Source organism: Micromonospora sp. LOL_015 (assembly GCF_048060275.1).
Classification (GTDB): Bacteria; Actinomycetota; Actinomycetes; order Mycobacteriales; family Micromonosporaceae; genus Micromonospora_E.
Genome location: NZ_JBHMIO010000009.1, coordinates 147,089 through 162,768, shown reverse-complemented (window position 1 = coordinate 162,768; position 15,680 = coordinate 147,089). Strand labels below are relative to the sequence as shown.

At 68.9% G+C, this 15,680-nt stretch carries 15 protein-coding genes; 11 read left to right on the top strand and 4 right to left on the bottom strand.

Annotated elements, in window-relative coordinates:
- Positions 1-201 precede the first annotated feature (201 nt).
- The gene (locus ACFHWU_RS11375) at positions 202-807 is read right to left on the bottom strand and encodes a PadR family transcriptional regulator (protein WP_416590530.1); all 606 of its coding nucleotides are present in this window, start codon (positions 805-807) and stop codon (positions 202-204) included.
- 19 nt (positions 808-826) lie between these two features.
- On the opposite strand from ACFHWU_RS11375, the gene ACFHWU_RS11370 reads away from it, so the two are divergent.
- Positions 827-2,125, top strand: a complete 1,299-nt coding sequence (locus tag ACFHWU_RS11370) for an FAD-dependent oxidoreductase (protein WP_416590529.1) — start codon at positions 827-829, stop codon at positions 2,123-2,125.
- Between the two features lie 197 nt (positions 2,126-2,322).
- On the opposite strand, the gene ACFHWU_RS11365 is transcribed toward ACFHWU_RS11370, so the two are convergent.
- The gene (locus tag ACFHWU_RS11365) at positions 2,323-2,856 is read right to left on the bottom strand and encodes a VOC family protein (RefSeq protein ID WP_416590528.1); all 534 of its coding nucleotides are present in this window, start codon (positions 2,854-2,856) and stop codon (positions 2,323-2,325) included.
- A 232-nt stretch (positions 2,857-3,088) separates the two neighbouring features.
- On the opposite strand from ACFHWU_RS11365, the gene ACFHWU_RS11360 reads away from it, so the two are divergent.
- From ACFHWU_RS11360 to ACFHWU_RS11325, 8 genes are all read left to right on the top strand, one after another.
- Positions 3,089-4,534 carry an NAD(P)/FAD-dependent oxidoreductase gene (locus ACFHWU_RS11360; protein ID WP_416590527.1) on the top strand — a complete coding sequence of 482 codons (1,446 nt, stop codon included), beginning with the start codon at positions 3,089-3,091 and terminating at the stop codon, positions 4,532-4,534.
- Positions 4,534-6,024: a peptide MFS transporter gene (locus tag ACFHWU_RS11355; RefSeq protein WP_416590526.1), complete on the top strand. Its 1,491-nt coding sequence runs from the start codon at positions 4,534-4,536 to the stop codon at positions 6,022-6,024. The genes ACFHWU_RS11360 and ACFHWU_RS11355 overlap by 1 nt, the downstream gene beginning before the upstream one ends.
- Positions 6,025-6,170: 146 nt before the next feature.
- Positions 6,171-6,908 carry an SDR family NAD(P)-dependent oxidoreductase gene (locus ACFHWU_RS11350; RefSeq protein ID WP_416590525.1) on the top strand — a complete coding sequence of 246 codons (738 nt, stop codon included), beginning with the start codon at positions 6,171-6,173 and terminating at the stop codon, positions 6,906-6,908.
- Positions 6,908-7,288 carry a TcmI family type II polyketide cyclase gene (locus tag ACFHWU_RS11345; protein ID WP_416590524.1) on the top strand — a complete coding sequence of 127 codons (381 nt, stop codon included), beginning with the start codon at positions 6,908-6,910 and terminating at the stop codon, positions 7,286-7,288. The genes ACFHWU_RS11350 and ACFHWU_RS11345 overlap by 1 nt, the downstream gene beginning before the upstream one ends.
- A 7-nt stretch (positions 7,289-7,295) precedes the next feature.
- Positions 7,296-8,195 (top strand): NAD(P)-dependent oxidoreductase, encoded by a 900-nt coding sequence (locus ACFHWU_RS11340; RefSeq protein ID WP_416590522.1) that lies wholly within the window; start codon positions 7,296-7,298, stop codon positions 8,193-8,195.
- Entirely contained in the window at positions 8,192-9,196 is a 1,005-nt protein-coding gene (locus ACFHWU_RS11335; protein ID WP_416590520.1) for a methyltransferase, read from the top strand. Before ACFHWU_RS11340 ends, ACFHWU_RS11335 begins: the two co-directional genes overlap by 4 nt.
- A 46-nt stretch (positions 9,197-9,242) precedes the next feature.
- Complete coding sequence (locus ACFHWU_RS11330; RefSeq protein ID WP_416590518.1) at positions 9,243-10,097, top strand: LLM class flavin-dependent oxidoreductase; 855 nt, start codon at positions 9,243-9,245, stop codon at positions 10,095-10,097.
- Positions 10,097-10,552 carry an anthrone oxygenase family protein gene (locus ACFHWU_RS11325; protein ID WP_416590516.1) on the top strand — a complete coding sequence of 152 codons (456 nt, stop codon included), beginning with the start codon at positions 10,097-10,099 and terminating at the stop codon, positions 10,550-10,552. Before ACFHWU_RS11330 ends, ACFHWU_RS11325 begins: the two co-directional genes overlap by 1 nt.
- Before the next feature lie 55 nt (positions 10,553-10,607).
- Here ACFHWU_RS11325 and ACFHWU_RS11320 read toward each other — a convergent pair whose 3' ends face one another.
- Positions 10,608-11,045: a hypothetical protein gene (locus tag ACFHWU_RS11320; protein ID WP_416590514.1), complete on the bottom strand. Its 438-nt coding sequence runs from the start codon at positions 11,043-11,045 to the stop codon at positions 10,608-10,610.
- A 334-nt stretch (positions 11,046-11,379) separates the two neighbouring features.
- On the opposite strand from ACFHWU_RS11320, the gene wrbA reads away from it, so the two are divergent.
- Positions 11,380-12,000 carry an NAD(P)H:quinone oxidoreductase gene (gene wrbA / locus ACFHWU_RS11315; protein ID WP_416590512.1) on the top strand — a complete coding sequence of 207 codons (621 nt, stop codon included), beginning with the start codon at positions 11,380-11,382 and terminating at the stop codon, positions 11,998-12,000.
- Here wrbA and ACFHWU_RS11310 read toward each other — a convergent pair.
- Complete coding sequence (locus tag ACFHWU_RS11310) at positions 11,975-14,020, bottom strand: anthranilate synthase family protein (protein ID WP_416590510.1); 2,046 nt, start codon at positions 14,018-14,020, stop codon at positions 11,975-11,977. The genes wrbA and ACFHWU_RS11310 overlap by 26 nt on opposite strands.
- A gap of 198 nt (positions 14,021-14,218) precedes the next feature.
- Here ACFHWU_RS11310 and ACFHWU_RS11305 point away from each other — a divergent pair, with 198 nt between their 5' ends.
- The gene (locus ACFHWU_RS11305) at positions 14,219-15,634 is read left to right on the top strand and encodes an FGGY family carbohydrate kinase (RefSeq protein WP_416553428.1); all 1,416 of its coding nucleotides are present in this window, start codon (positions 14,219-14,221) and stop codon (positions 15,632-15,634) included.
- Positions 15,635-15,680: the final 46 nt, after the last annotated feature.

The window sequence follows — 15,680 nt, the reverse complement described above, 5'->3', positions numbered from 1 at the left end:
GCGACCGTGCAGGTCGCGGCGATCAACGAGTGGCTGTGACCGACTTTGATACACGCCCTAGAGCCTGGGTAGATTCTTACCGTACCGATCCACTTACTTATCGTGAGTGGATCGGGTGCGGCATTCGAGTCTGTCTCCTGTCGAGAGCTGCCCGCCGGTCCCCGATGGCGGTGCCCTTCGCGGGCAGTCCGGGTCTCCCGGTCACCCCGAGTGAATGGCCGCCCAGTCGGCTACGCCGTCGATCGAACCGTCTGCGATTTCTTGAGCAAGCCTGCGGACGTACTTCAGCTCGGCCTCTCTCAGGGCGAGCTGGTACTCGTCCTCCACCAGGAAGACTCGGGCGACGGTGGGCTTGCTTGACTGGCCACGTATCTTGTGCAGCGCTGCGCGGGCCTGCTCGATGGCCTCCGTGAGCCGTTCGACACGTAGGCGCAGCTGGTGGGCTGCGTCTGTCGGTGGCAGTGCGGTCATGAAGGTCAAGCCGGCACTGAGCAGGTGATACTCCTTGGCTGGCTCGCTCAGTAGCTCCCGCAGCCAATCGTGCAGCTCGGCCGCCCCGGCCTCGGTGATCTCGTAGACTGTCCGTTGTGGTCGACCGCCTTGCCGGGTTTCGGCAATTTGCACGATAAACCCCGCCTTGGCCAGGGCCTCGACAACCGCATACAGCGAGCCGAAGTTGAGCTTCACGGCCGAGTCGTGTTGCTGCTCGCGCATAGTCAGGGACATCTCGTACGGGTGCATAGGCCGCTGGCGAAGACAGGACAGGACGGCCAGAGCCAGTGGGTTGGCCACTTTGCGTCTTGGCATGAGGAACCTCCGGGATCGAGTGTTTCAGTTCGAGCATGCTGGAGCCAGTAGTTGGACGGGTTGCGTCGGCAACCCGTTGCTTGGTCTCGATTATTCGTGTCAGAATAGACGCATGACTCAGAGTGCTCAGGTAGGGTCCAAGCGGGCCCTCATCATCGGATGCGGTATCGCCGGACCCGTGCTGGCCATGTTCCTCAAACGCGCCGGCCTCCTGCCGGAGATCTTCGAGGGCCGGTCGGCCCCGAGCGACGAGGCCGGGGCATTTCTCAACCTGGCGCCCAACGGTGCCGCGATCCTCCGTACGCTCGGCGTAGACGAGGACGTCTTGGGCTACGGCACGCCCACCACCAAGATCCTTTTCCAAAACCACCGTGCCAAGCGCCTGGGTCTCAACCCGGAGCAGACCACGCTGATCAAGCGGGGCCTGCTCAACCGGGGCCTACGTGAGGCGGCCGTCAACGCTGGTGTCCCCCTGCACTTCGGTAAGCGCCTTGTCGACATCGAGCAGCGCAACGGTAAGGTCAAGGCGGTCTTCGAGGACGGCAGCTCCGCCGAGGGTGACCTCATCGTTGGATGTGACGGCATCCACTCACGGACCCGCCGGGTGGCCGTTCCCGAGGCTCCCGACCCTAGCTACACCGGAATCATCGACTGCGGGGCCTTCACCCGTACCTCGGCTGCCGGAGCGGCCGACGGCATCATGCGGATGACCTTCGGCCTCACAGGGTTCTTCGGCTACCAGGTGGTGCCTTCCGGGGAAGTGTACTGGTTCGAGAACTACCCGGAGGACCACGAGCCCGACCGAGACACCCTCGACGCCATCCCGCAACAGCAGTGGCGGGACCGCCTGCTTGCCATGCATGGAGATGATCACCACCCGGTCGCCGAGATCATCCGGTCCACCGAGGGACCGATCGGCCGGTGGCCGATCTATGACATGCAGAGCATTCCGCGTTGGCAGCAAGGGCTGATTTGCCTCATCGGCGACGCAGCACATGCGACCTCACCACACGTGGGGCAGGGGGCGTCGATGGCGATGGAGGACGCGATCGTGCTGGCCAAATGTCTGCGCGACGTGCCAGACACCCGGGCGGCCTTCGCTACCTTCGAGAACCTGCGGCGGGAGCGGGTCGAGCGGGTGGTCAAGGAAGCTCGGCGTACGGGCAACCAGAAGGCCCCGTCCGGCGCGATCGGCCGGGCGATCCGCGATCTGGTGCTGCCGTTCTTCCTCAAGATGGGAGTGAAGGCCACGGAGCCGGTCTACAGCTACCGGGTCGACTGGACGGAACGGGTGACCGCGGACGCGGGCACCCGTTGATCCGATGGGGAGCGCGTGGTGTCATGCGCTCCCCATCGGATCTTCGGTGCGGCCCGCCAAGGAACCGGTTCGCGGCGGCTACCCGATGTCCGATCCACTTGTCTGCGCTGCGCCGGCTGTCGCAGTGGACATCGGCCAGTCTGCTGTGCCCGGGCCCTGGTGCGTGCCGGGTCCAGGGCCAGGTCTGTCGTCGTTGCTCAGGCGGAGTGTGTGCTGATCTGAACGAGGTTGCCCTCCGGGTCGGTGACGTACGCCTGGCGCTCACCCCAGGGCTGGTCGGTCGGCGCCATCAGCACCTGCACCCCCGTTGCCGCCATCGCGGTGACCATCGCGTCGACCTCCGCCGGTGTCTGTACCAACACCGTGATGTCGAACTGCCGCAGGTATCCGGGGAAGATCCGGTTGATGCCGGTAGATGAGCGCATCTGTTCGTAGGTGACAAAGGTCAGGTAGAAGTCACCCTTCACCACGGTGCCGAAGACCGCCGTGCCGGTCTCGGGGAACCGGTAGACCTCGGTGAACCCAAGGTTGTCGCGGTAGAAGGCGATCATCCGGGCGATATCCCAGGTGTAGAGATTCGGCTGCCCGTACCGCACCTCGGCCTGGATGGTGGATGTCGCAGTTTGCTCGGTCGGCACCGGCGCCGCCACGCTGGGGGCGGCGCTGCCGCCAGCGAGAATCCCTACGGCCAACAGCGACGCGAGCCCTGCTCGGAAGCGGAATGTCGTCATGGCGTTCCATCTCCTCAACGTCATCAACAGTCCTACATGATCGGGGCCGCAGGGTATGGAGTGATGATCCAAAATCGTTGGGAAATCACTCGATGGTCGCTGGAGGTGCACGTCAAGGGCCGTAGTAAGGATCCAGTGCGACTTGAGGCTGTTGCGACCTGCGGCTGCCAAGCTCCGCTGCATCGAACCATGGCGCCGTCTGGATTGGCGGGCGTACGGGACGGAGGAGCACATGCGTGAGTCGACCCGCGTACTCGTCATCGGTGGTGGCCCTGCCGGATCCACCGCTGCTGGCTTGCTTGTCCGCTCGGGACTCGACGTGACCTTGCTCGAACGCGAGATCTTCCCCCGGTACCACATCGGAGAGTCGATTTTGCCGTCGTGCCGGCCGATTTTCGAGCTGCTCGGGGTCTGGGACAAGCTCGTCGACTACGGCTTCCGGCGGAAGGCCGGCGCCTACTTCTTCTGGGGTGAGGAGGAGTGGGAAGTCGCGTTCAACCAGCTCGGCGACGACACGCCCAACGCCTGGCAGGTCGTCCGAGCCGACTTCGACAAGCTGCTGCTCGACCACGCCTGCGAGACCGGTGTCACGGTGATCGAGGGCACTGCGGTACGCGAGCTGGAGTTCGACGGTGAACGTCCGTGCGCCGCCCACTGGGTGTCGACTGCGGATCCGGCACAGCGCGGACGGATCGAATTCGACTACCTTGTCGACGCCTCAGGGCGTGGTGGCCTGATGGCCACCCGGTACCTGAAGAACCGACGCTTCCACGATGTGTTCCGTAACGTCGCCGCCTGGTCCTACTGGAAGGATGTCAAGCCACTGGCCAAGGGGCCCGACGGGGCGATCGCCGTCTGCTCCGTCGACCGTGGCTGGTTCTGGGTGATCCCGTTGCACGACGGAACCGCCAGCGTTGGCCTGGTGACCGGACGTGATCACTTCAACGAGCGGCGGAACGCGCTCGGCGACATCGGTGAGGTGTACCAGGAGGCGATGCGGGACTGCGCGCCCGTGGTCGACCTGCTCGATGGGGCCACGCAGGTCGCCGACATGAAGGTCGAGCAGGATTATTCCTACGCCTGCGACACCTTCGCCGGCCCGGGCTACTTTCTCGCCGGCGACTCGGCCTGCTTCCTGGATCCGCTGCTCTCCACCGGCGTTCACCTGGCCACGTACAGCGGGATGCTGGCGGCAGCCAGCATCGGAAGCATCGTGCGCGGCGAAGTCGGTGACGACGAGGCGGCCGCCTTCTACGGCACCGTCTACCGGCATGCCTACGAGCGACTGCTCGTCTTGGTCTCCACTTTCTACGAGAGCTACCGAGGCAAGGATTACCACTTCTACAACGCTCAGCGACTCGCTCAGTCCGACATTGATCATCTTCAGCTGCAGGCGGCCTTCGACCGGATCGTCACCGGGCTCGCCGACATCGATGACGCCCGCACCGCCTACTCGCGGGTGCAGCAGCACCTCACCGGGGCGGAGAGCGGCGACCCGAACCCACTGGCCAACCTCAACCGGGTCCACGAGCAGAAGCAAGCTCCCTTCCAGCCCGAGAACGCGGTGCACGGTCTGTACCTGACGTTTCAACCCCAGCTCGGGTTGCGGCGGGTAGCGATTGACACCGGCCCGGCGCCGCTGCCCGGCACTACGGTCCCACGTAAGGAGCTTCGGTGATGTCTGCAGCTACCGCCGCCCGACCGGCACCGTCCGGCCCGGCGCGTGCATCCGGGTATTTCACCCTTTTCATGACTGATTCGTGGGAACGATTTGGTTTCTATGCCCTACAGGCGATTTTGGTACTGTTCGCGGTCGCGCCGCTTGAACGAGGTGGCCTAGGGCTTCCCGTCGGTGACGCCACCGCCATGTTCGGCGCCTGGATGGGCCTCACCTTCATGCTCGCCCTGCCCGGCGGTTGGGTCGGCGACCGAGTCCTTGGCCTACGCCGGGCGATCCTGGCCGGGGGCGTCATCATCGCCCTAGGGCACTTCAGCCTGGCTCTGCCGACGGTGTGGACGGTGCCGCTGGGGCTGGTCCTGCTGTCGGTGGGCACCGGGCTGTTCAAACCCAACCACCAGGCGATGCTCAACACCGTCCTCGGCGGCGATGCGGGGCGGCGCGAGTCTGGAATCTCCCTGATGTACGTCGGCATCCAGATCAGCGCCTTGGTCGCCCCGCTGATCTCCGGCTTCCTCGGTGAACGGGTCAACTGGCGACTCGGGTTCGCCGTCGCCGGACTGGCCATGGCCATCGGTGTCGTTCAGTTCGCTACCGCACGGCCACGGTTCAACGGGCTCGCCGATCGCCCTGGACGTCCGCTCGCGGCGGCCGACCGCCGCCGAGCCCTACGACAGACCAGCGCGACGCTGGGCGTGCTGACTGCGGTCGTGGTCGTCGCGGCCCTGACCGGTGTGCTCACCCCGACCACCGCCATCATCAGCATCGGAATGCTGTCGCTGATCGTGCCGGTGATCGCATTCATCGCGCTGCACCGGCACCCCGCCCTCACCGGCGAGGACCGGGGGCGACTCCGCAGCTTCCTGTGGGTGTTCCTCGGCTCGGCGCTGTTCTGGATGCTGGTCGGCCAGGGCGGATCGGTGCTGAACCTGTTCGCCCGCGACCAGACCAATCGCGACGTCGGCGGCTTCCTCGTGCCGGCCAGCTGGTTACAGTCGGCGACGCCGCTGTTCATTCTCCTGCTCGCGCCGGTCCTGGCCTGGCTACTGCCCCGGGCGGGGATGCTCGTCGGGCTGCCCGGCAAATTCGCGGTGGGACTGCTCATGGCCGGCGCGAGCTTCCTGCTGATGGCGGTCGCCGCGATCCTGGCAGCCGATGGCCGGCTGGTCTCGCCAGGCTGGCTGATGGTGGTCTACCTGATGCATGCCTGCGGCGAGCTGATCGTGGCTGCGGTCGGCATCTCGGCGGCTGCGGACGTGCTGCCGCCAGCGTTCATAGCGCACACCCTTGGCCTGCTGTGGTTGTTCGCCGCGCTCGGCGGAGGCCTCGGCAGCCAGGTCGTCCGGCTCGCCGAGGTAATGCCACTGCCGGCGTACTTCGGGGTGCTCGGTGCCGTGTCGACCATCGCTGGTCTGGCCTTCATGGCCCGTCGACGCTCGATTGGCAACCGGCTCGCGCCGCGAACGGCCCAGTTCGAAGCCGCTCACTGAGTCCTCGACGGGCCAGCCGACCGATCTCGGCCGCGACCAGGGACCGGGCCAGGGTATCCAAACACCCCAGCTCCGGTCACCCCCAACAACGACAGCGCCATTCGTACAGCGACAGGGCGTCTGCGGGCGCCAGAGACGGAGTAACGATGGAGCATGGTCTCGCCGGCAAGCGGGTTCTGATCACCGGTGGCACACGCGGAATCGGGCGAGCGAGCGCCCTCGCCTTTGCCCGGGCCGGGGCCCGTGTCGTCACCTGCCACCGGCCCGGTAGCGACAACGGTGATCATTTGATCCGGGAGTTGAAGGAACTGGGGGAAGGTCATGCCGTCGTGGCCGCCGACGTCACCCAGCCCGACGGCACGGCGTACGTCGCCGAGGTCTGCCGGCAGACGCTCGGTGGCCTTGATGTCCTGGTCAACAATGTCGGAGTCGACGGCCAAGTCGTCTTCGGTGAGCTCGGACCCGGCGAGTGGGAGCGGGTGCTCTCGCACAATGTCACGGCCGCATACCTGGTGTCCCGGGCCGTTCTCGACCTGCTGGTCAACGGTGCGTCCGTGGTCAGCATCGGTTCCTCGGTGGCGATGCGGGGCCGGTTCGCCGGCGTGCACTACACGGCCTCCAAAGCCGCTCTGGTCGGGTTCACCCGGTCACTGTGCAAGGAACTCGGTCCCCGTGGCATCAGGGTCAACCTGGTGGCACCTGGGCTCACCGAGTCCGAGCCGGGCGCGGGCCTGCCGCCGCCGGTGGTCGAGCGGATCGTGGGGCTGACCGCGCTCGGCCGCATCTGCCAGCCCGAGGATGTCGCTGGCGCGGTGCTCTACCTCGCCGGTGACACCTCCCGCTACGTGACGGGAGTCATCCTCAACGTGGACGGAGGTGTGTGATGCCGTACGCCGCCATCACCTACCGGGTGCAGCCCGGGCACGAGGACGAGATCGCCGAGATCTTCGCCTCCTTCGAGCGGGTCGATCGACCCGAGTACGGCAACGAGGACAACGGGTCGATCGGGCGATTGCTCGGCACCGCGGTCTTCATCAAGGACGACGTGATGGTCCGGGTGATCCATTTCGAAGGCGACTTCGCGGCGATCGCCCGTCACATGGCAGGGCAACGTGGCGTGCACCTGATCGAGGAGAAGCTGGCCCCGTACCTGAGCCAACAGCGCGAGACTACGACCTCCGACGGATTCGCCCGCTACTTCCGGGACGCGACGATGCGCTGCATCTCGCAGTTGTCGGTGGACACCCATCCGGCTCGGCGGTGAACCCAGTATGTCTTCCAGAACCATCGGCGTTGTCGGGCTCGGCGGCATGGGCGCGGGAATGGCACACGCGCTGCTTGCCGCCGGGCTCCCGGTGGCCGTGCACAATCGGACCGCCGCCAAGGCTACGGATGTTGTCGCTGCAGGAGCGCAGCAGGCCGATAGCGCTGCCGCACTCGCCGCGCGAAGCGACGTGGTCCTGCTCAGCCTCAGCGACGAATACGCCGTCGAGGAGGTTCTGTTCGGCGAACTGGTGCCTCAGCTAAGGCCAGGAACGCCGGTGGTGGACACCTCCAGCGTGTCCCCGGCGTACGCCCGGCACACCGCCACCCGGCTGGCCGCCTCCGGGGTACGCCGCATCGAGGCGTGTGTGGTCGGCAATCCGGAGATGGCGCGGGCCGGGCAGCTGCGGGTCTTCACGGCGGGCGATCCAGAGCACGTCGGGCAGGTACAAGACGTGCTGACGGCCATTGGTCAGCAGGTGCGGCACCTGGGCGAGTCCGGCTCGGCGACCGGCCTGAAACTCGCCCTCAACCTGCTACTCGGCGCGCAGACCGTCGCGCTGGCCGAAACCGTCGCGTTCGCCGAGGGTATCGGCGTTCCTCGAGCAGACCTGCTGGAGCTGGTGGCCGCCGGCGGCTGGCACTCTCCGGTGTTGGGTTTCCGGAGCCAGTTCATGCGCCGTGGCGAGTACCAGCCGGCAGGATTTCGCGCCGCACTGATGCTCAAGGACCTCCAGCTCATCGCCGAGGAGGCAGCCGCGCGGGGTGTCGCCGTACCACTGACCGCTACAGCGGCCGAGCGCTTCGCCGATGCGGTGCGGGCTGGCCGCGGCGACGACGACGCCGCTGTCGTGGTGGAGGTATCGGCGTCTGCCTACCCGCCCCCGAGTGTCAAGGAGATGTCGTGACCGTCGCCAACCCCACGCTCATCGGCCCGTCCCCGCTCGACCTGGGCACCGCCTTCTGCTCGGCCAAGGTCCTGCTCAGCGCGCTGGAAGTCGATCTGTTCTCCGAACTCGCCGCCGGGCCGGCCACCGCCGAGGAGGTGCAGGCGAAGGTGGGACTACACCCACGCGGCGCACGGCACTTCCTCGACGCTCTCGTCGTACTCGGGCTGCTGGAGCGCAGCGCCGGCCGGTACCACAACGGCGCGTACGCCGGCCGGTATCTCGTCCGCGGCCCGGAGTACGCCGGGGGGTTCCTCGATGGTGCCAACCACGTGCTCTACCCGGCGTGGGGTGGGCTGACCGCAGCGTTGCGCACGGGTCGGCCCCAGGCAACCGGTGACCTGGAGGAGATGCTGCGCGACCCGGATCGGCGGCGCGGCTATCTGACCATGATGGACTCGCTTAGTGGACCGCTGGCCGACCAGATCGCCGACGCCTGCGACTGGCGGAGGTTCGCGACGTTGGCCGACATCGGTGGTGCCCGGGGCAACCTGGCTGGGCTGCTACTCAACCGGTTTCCGCAGCTGACCGCCACCGTGTTCGATCGGCCACAGAACGGGCTGGCGTGTGAGGAACACCGGCGGAACCTTGGCGTCGCCGAGCGGCTCTCGTTTCGGGGTGGAGACTTCTTCGCCGACGGGCTGCCGCAGGCGGACATCCTCGTCATCGGGCACGTGCTGGCGGACTTCTCGCCCGAGCAACGTCGGACCCTGGTCCGTAAGGCCTACCAGGCGGTCCGGCCCGGCGGTGCGTTGCTGATCTACGACCCGATGCCGGACGAGCAGGCCCCGGAGCTGACGAGCCTGGTCGCCTCCCTGCACTTGCTGGTGATGACACCCGCCGGATCCGCCTATCCGGTTGCCGAGTGCCGGAGCTGGCTCACCGACAGCGGATTCGTCGGGGTCACCGCGATCCCGGCCCGGCTGGGCAACACCATTGTGGTCGGCCAGCGGGCCGGGTGACGTGACGCTGACCGGGCGGCAGGCCTGGCTGGAAGGAGCTATCGACATGGACATCGGAATCGGACTGCCGACGACGATCCCCGGTGCGGCCGGGTCGGACCTTGTCCGCTGGGCCCGCCGCGCCGAGTCAACCGGCTTCAGCACCCTCGGGGCGCTCGACCGTTTCGTCTACGACAACTACGAACCGCTGACGGCCTTGTCGGTGGCAGCTGGCGCGACCGAACGGATCCGGCTGGCTACGACGATCCTCATCGCTGCCTACCGGGACAGCGCGGCCCTGCTCGCCAAGCAGACCGCCAGCCTGCAACGGTTGTCCGGCAACCGGCTGGTGCTCGGTGTGGCCGCTGGTGGACGGGCTGACGACTACGAGGCCAACGGCACCTCGTACGAAGACAGGGGCCGACGGCTCGACACGATGCTGGACGAGATTCGGCAGGTGTGGCTCGCGACGGGGCGCTGGGGCGACGTCGGTCCAGCGCCGGATCCCCCGCCGCCGCTGATTGTGGGCGGGCACTCGCCGGCCGCCATGCGGCGGGTCGCCCGGCACGGCGCGGGCTGGATCGCGGGAGGCAGCTCGGCTGCCGGGTTCGCCGTACTGGCAGCCCAAGCTCGGCAGGCATGGACCGACGCCGGACGTGGCGGTGCCCCCCGGACATATGCGCTGGCGTACGTCTCCCTCGGCCGGGACGGCCGCTCGGCCGCAGAGCAATACCTGCGCCGCTACTACGCGTTCATTGGAGAGAAGGCGGACCGGGCCGCCGCCGGCGTCATCACCGATGGGAGCCAGCTGCAGGACCTCCGGGCCGCGTACGCGGCAGCCGGCTGCGACGAACTGCTGCTCTTTCCATGCGTGGCGGATCCGGATCAGGTCGACCTGATCGCCAAGGACGCACTGTCGTGATGCTCGAGGTGCTCATGGTGGGGGCGGTGGTAGGTGGTGGGCTGGTGGCGGGTGTGCTGTTCGCGGTGGCGCTCAGCGTGGTTCCTGCGCTGGCAGCGCTACCGGTCGACCGCTACGTGGTGACCCACCGCTTGCTCGGGCGCAACTGGGACCCGACCATGCCGCTGATCGTGCTGACCACCCTGGCGGTGAACGTCGTCCTGGCCTTGCTCGTCGATGGCCGAACATCGGCGGTGCTGTTCGGCCTCGCGGCCGTGTTCCTGCTGGGCGTGTCCGGCGTCTCGCACCTGTGCAACGTGCCGATCAACCGCCGGGTCAGGGCCGTCGACCCGGACCGGATGCCGTCCGACTGGCGTGATCCGCGCATCGTCTGGCGGCGATGGCATCTGCTCCGGACCTGGTTGGCCGGGGTGGCGGCGGCGGCCACTGCTGCCGCCGTCGTCTTGGCGGGGTGACCAGGCAGGGGAGAGAGAACCCCGCTGGCTGGCGTGATGCCGTCGCGACTGCGGCTCAGGCGGCGTCGGGCTGGTCGAGCGCGGCGACCGTCACCTGGTACGACGGGTCGTCGGCGTACTCCTCGCGGTAGCAGATCCGCTGGATCTGCCGGTCGGTGACGAACAGTGCCACGTCGACGAGGACGCCGAGGTGGGCGACGGCACCGGCCGGTTCATTGCGCTTGTCCTGCAGTACGTCGCCGATGCCGCCGAGGAAGTTCGTCGCATGGCCGAACTGGTGCTCGCTGGGGCGGCGTACCACGACCTCCAGCGCAACCGGCTCGGTCAGCGGCGTCCAGCCGCTGCGCTGCGCCGCGTCGCACGCTGCGGTCAGCAGGGTACGGACCCGCGCTGCCTGCCGATTGCCGGCGGTGAAGATGGACAGCGTCTGATTCTTCAGTGGTGGCAGGCCCGGAACCTCGAACGCCAACGCGAGCGCCTGACGGTCAGGCATCAGGACCTCCTAGAGGATCGACGGCGGGCCCACCGGGCTGCCGGCGGGCCCACCGGCGGGAAGAGCGGGTCGGCGGCAGCGGCGACCGAGTCGTAACGAAAACTACCTACCCCGTTCACGCGTCGCCCAGGGTCCGTTCGTTCACGATCCCGGATCCAGCGTTGTGCACGGACCGGCGGCGCGAGCGCCGCGCTCCCGGCACCGGACGGATCGGTGGGCACCGGACGGATCGGTGGGCACCGTCCGGGCCGAGACCGGCACCGGTGTTTGCCGGCGCAACGAACGGGTAGCGCGGTACCGGGGGCAGACCCGAGCCGTACCGAAGGAGCTATCGATGGACGACCCGATCAACCTGTCGGTGATCTACTACAGCGCCACCGGGACCACCTACCAGATGGCGCAGGCCGCCGTGGAGGCAGCGGAGAAGGCCGGGGCGCAGGTGCGGCTGCGCAAGGTCCGCGAGCTCGCCCCCGAGGAGGCGATCCGGTCCAACTCCGGCTGGCACGCGCACCGGTTGGAGACCGAGGACGTGATGGAGGCCGAGATCGACGATCTGGCCTGGTCGGACGCGGTCATCTTCGGCACACCGACCCGGTACGGGGTGATGGCCGCGCAGCTGAAGCAGTTCATCGACGGCAGTGGGCCGCTGTGGGCCAAGGGGGTCCTGGTCAACAAGGTGTTCTCCGGGTTCTGCTCGACCGCCACCGCGCACGGCGGACAGGAGGCGACGCTGCTGTCGCTGTACAACGTCGTCTACCACTGGGGCGGCATCGTGGTCACTCCCGGCTACGTCGAGCCGAGCCAGTTCGTCGGCGGCAACCCGTACGGCGCCTCGCACACCAGCGACAACGGCGAAATCCCGCCGGACGAGGCGGCGCTGACCGCGACCGCCCTGACCGCCCGGCGGGTGGTCGACATCGCTGCGGCGGTCAAACGCGGTCTGGCCGCCGGTTGACCGCGACCAGATCGACCAGCAGGTCCCGCAGCACGTCCAGGCCGTCCGGGCTGAGTACCGACTCGGGATGGAACTGCACCCCGGCGAACTGCGGGCCGACCAGCGCGTGCACCGCGCCGTCGGTCTCGTCCCGGCACAGCCTAACCTGCCCGTACGCGGTGGGCAGGCTCGCGGTGGAGCTGCTGGCGGTGAAACTTGAGTAGAAGCCGACCCGGCGCGGGACACCGAAGAAGTCGATATCCCGTTGCAGTCCCTGGCTGGGCAGTGGCCGGCGGGTCACCGCCAGGCCGAGCCGGTCGGCCAGCACCTGGTGGCCCAGACAGATGCCGAGCAGCGGCTGCTTACGGTGCAGCGCGGCGTCCAGGACCCGGCGCAGCACCGCCATCCGGGGCTGCGCCGGGTCGGTCGGGTCACCCGGGCCGGGCCCGGCGACCAGGACGTCCGCGGTGGCCGGGTCGACCGTCGCGATCTGGTCCCAGCGGATCTGCCGGACCGCCGCGCCGAGCGCCCGCAGCAGGTGGGCGAGCATGCCGGTAAAGCTGTCCTCGGCGTCCAGGACCAGCACGTCCAGACCGGTCAACTGGGACTCGGCCACCGCACCGGGAACCCGCTGCTCCAACCAGAAGCGGGCCAGCCGGTCGTTGCGGGCGGCCAACGCACGTACCACGGTGGGGTGTTCGAGGTGGGCGATCGCGGCGGTGACGCCGGTGCCGGGCGTCCCGGCCGGCAGTCCGATTCCGCAATTGGCGGCACCGTCGGCCGCCGCCCGGTCCGCCGGCACCGCCGGTCCGGGTGCGGCTCCGGAGACAGGCCCGGAGGCGAGACCGAGCGACGCGAGGACCGCTGATGCCTTCGCATGCGTCTCGGCCACCTCACCGGATGGTGTGGAGTGACGCACCAGGGTCGCGCCGACCGGCACCCGGATCTGCCCGGTCAGATCGATCTCGGCGGCCCGGATCAGGATCGGGGCGTCCAGCGTCTGCGCGCCGTCGCTGTCGTGGCCGAGCAGTGCGAGCACCCCGGCGTAGTAGCGGCGTCCGCCGGGGCTGTACCGGGCGATCACCCGGCAGGCGCTCTCGATCGGGCTGCCGGTGACGGTCGGCGCGAACATCGTCTGCCGGAGCACCTCTCGGACGTCGTGGCAGTTGCGTCCGGCGAGCAGGTACTCGGTGTGGCTCAGCCGGGACATCCGCTTCAGGTAGGGGCCGATCACCTGGCCGCCGTGCTCGGCGACCGTCGCCATCATCTTGAGCTCCTCGTCGAGCACCATGTAGAGCTCCTCGATCTCCTTGGGATCGTCGAGGAACGACAGCACGGTGGCGAGATCTGGCTCGCCCTGTGGATGCCGCAGAGTGCCGCTGATCGGGTTCATCATGGCCAGTCCGTCGCTGACGCTGACGTGCCGTTCCGGCGTCGCGCCGACCAGCAATCGCTCGCCGGTGTAGACCAGGAATGTCCAGTAGGCCCCGCGTTCGTCGCGCAGCAGCCGGCGAAGCGCGCTCAGCCCGGCGACCAGCGCCGCCGAGCGACCCACCCGGTCGGCGGCGGACCCGCCCGGTGCCATCAGCCGGGCCCGGTAGGTACGGTGCAGCACGAAGTTGGCGCCGGCACCGTTGCCGATCTCGTTCCGCAGCACCCGGGCCACCAGGTCGGCGTACTCGTCGTCGGCGATGTCGAAGCCGCCGCCGTCGGTCGTCACCGGTGTGCCGGGCAGGTCGCGGATCGCCGTCGCGACCGGCACCTGCCAGTAGGTCGACACCCGGATGCACTCCAGTGGAAGCCCGTCGTCGACGCGGGCGAACCCGCGTTCGGCGATCTGCCGGTACGGAACCACCGCCAGCGTCGCAGGCTGGTTCGCCGGTCCAGGCGGCAGCGGGATGTCCGCCAGCCGGTCGGCGCGGTGCGGTGCGCCGCGGAGCAGTTCGACGACGTCGGCGCCGTCGCGACGCAGCAGCGCGAACGGACCTGGGTCGACGCCGTCGTGCACGGCGCGCAGCAGGCTGGAAAGGTGGTCGGTCATCGGATCCCTCCGGGCTTCGGGCGGCCCGGCGAGGAACTGCCCGGGTGGGAACCCGGTGGCCGCCTCGACGGGCGGCCAAATGGTTTCGCGCTAGACGCGCTGCGGGGCCGCCAGGTCGGCGGGCCACCAGCAACGAGTGAGCGCGAGCATGGCGACAGCATACCGGGCCAGGCCCGTGGCTGGGTACGGTGATCGACGATGAGCATCCTCGCCCTCGATCTTGGCACCTCCTCGGTGCGCGGCCTTATCCTTGACAACGCGGCCGCGCCGCAGCAGGGCGCGTTGGCCCGCCGCAAGGTGGCGCTGGCGGTCGACCGGGACGGCGCCGCCACCCTCGACCCGGCGGACTACCTGGCCGCTCTCATCGACTGCGTCGACGAGCTCGACTCGGCCGGCCGGCTCGACGGTGTCGAGTTGGTTGCCTCGGCGGCCCAGTGGCACTCGGTGTTGCCGCTGGATCCTGCCGGTGCCCCGATCGGCCCGCTGATGACCTGGTTGGACACCCGACCGGCCGCGTTGCCCGATGCGGCCGCGCCGGCCGACGAGGCCGATTTCCACCAGCGCACCGGCACCTGGTGGCACCGCTTCTACTGGACGGTGCGACTGCCGTGGCTGCGCCGCCACTGCGGCGGTCGGCCGGCGCGCTTCGTCGGCCTGCCGGAGTATGTGCTGACCGGTCTGCTCGGGCCTGCGCCGATGTCGGTGTCCCAGGCATCCGGTACCGGCATGCTCGACCTGGTGACCATGCAGTGGGACCCCGAGGCCGTGCAGTTGGCCGAGGTGCGTCCCGGTGAGCTTCCGGAGCTGGCCCCGGCGGACTGGCGTGGGCAGCTGCGGGCCGAGTTCGCCCGGCGTTGGCCGGCGTTGGCCGGCGTGCCCTGGACCCCGACGATCGGCGACGGCGCCGCCTCCAACATCGGCTCCGGATGCCTGGACCCCAGTCGGGCCGCGGTCACCGTCGGCACCTCAGCGGCGGTACGAGTGGTCCAGCTGGCCGCGCCGGGGGTCCCGTTGCCGCCGTTGTCGGCGCACCTGTGGCGCTACCGGGTCGACCACACCCGGATCGTCACCGGCCGGGCCTACTCCGCCGGCGGTAACCTCTACAGCTGGGCGAACCGGGAACTGCGCCTGCCGCAGGGCGCCGAGCTGGAACGGGCGCTGGAACTGATCGAGCCGGGTGAGGGCGTACCGGCGGATCCCCGGTTCGGCGGCGACCGCCCGCCGGGCCGAGCCCCGGCCGGCTCCGGCGAGCTGCGCGGACTGGGGTTTGGCACCACGGCGGTCGACATCTTCGCCGGGCTGATGGAGGGTGTATGCCGGCAGGTGGCCGGTGACCTGGACGAAATCGAGTCGACGATGGCCGGCCCGGTGACCGAGGTCGTTCTCGGCGGTGGCGCACTCGCCGCGTCAAACTGGTGGCGTCGAGCGTTCGGTGCGGCACTCGCCCCGCGTCAGGTGCGCTATATGGCCGAGCCCGAGGTCGGTGCCACCGGGGCCGCGCTGGTGGCGCTCGGCCGGCTCGACGGGCCGGGGCCAGCACGCGACATCAGCCGGACGGACGATGGCGAGTCGGCGGGTAAGCTACCCGCCAGTCAGCCACTGTATCCTTCGTGAGTCTTCCCGCAGGCCGCCGCGTTGACAGCGGAACGTGGCCTGGTTG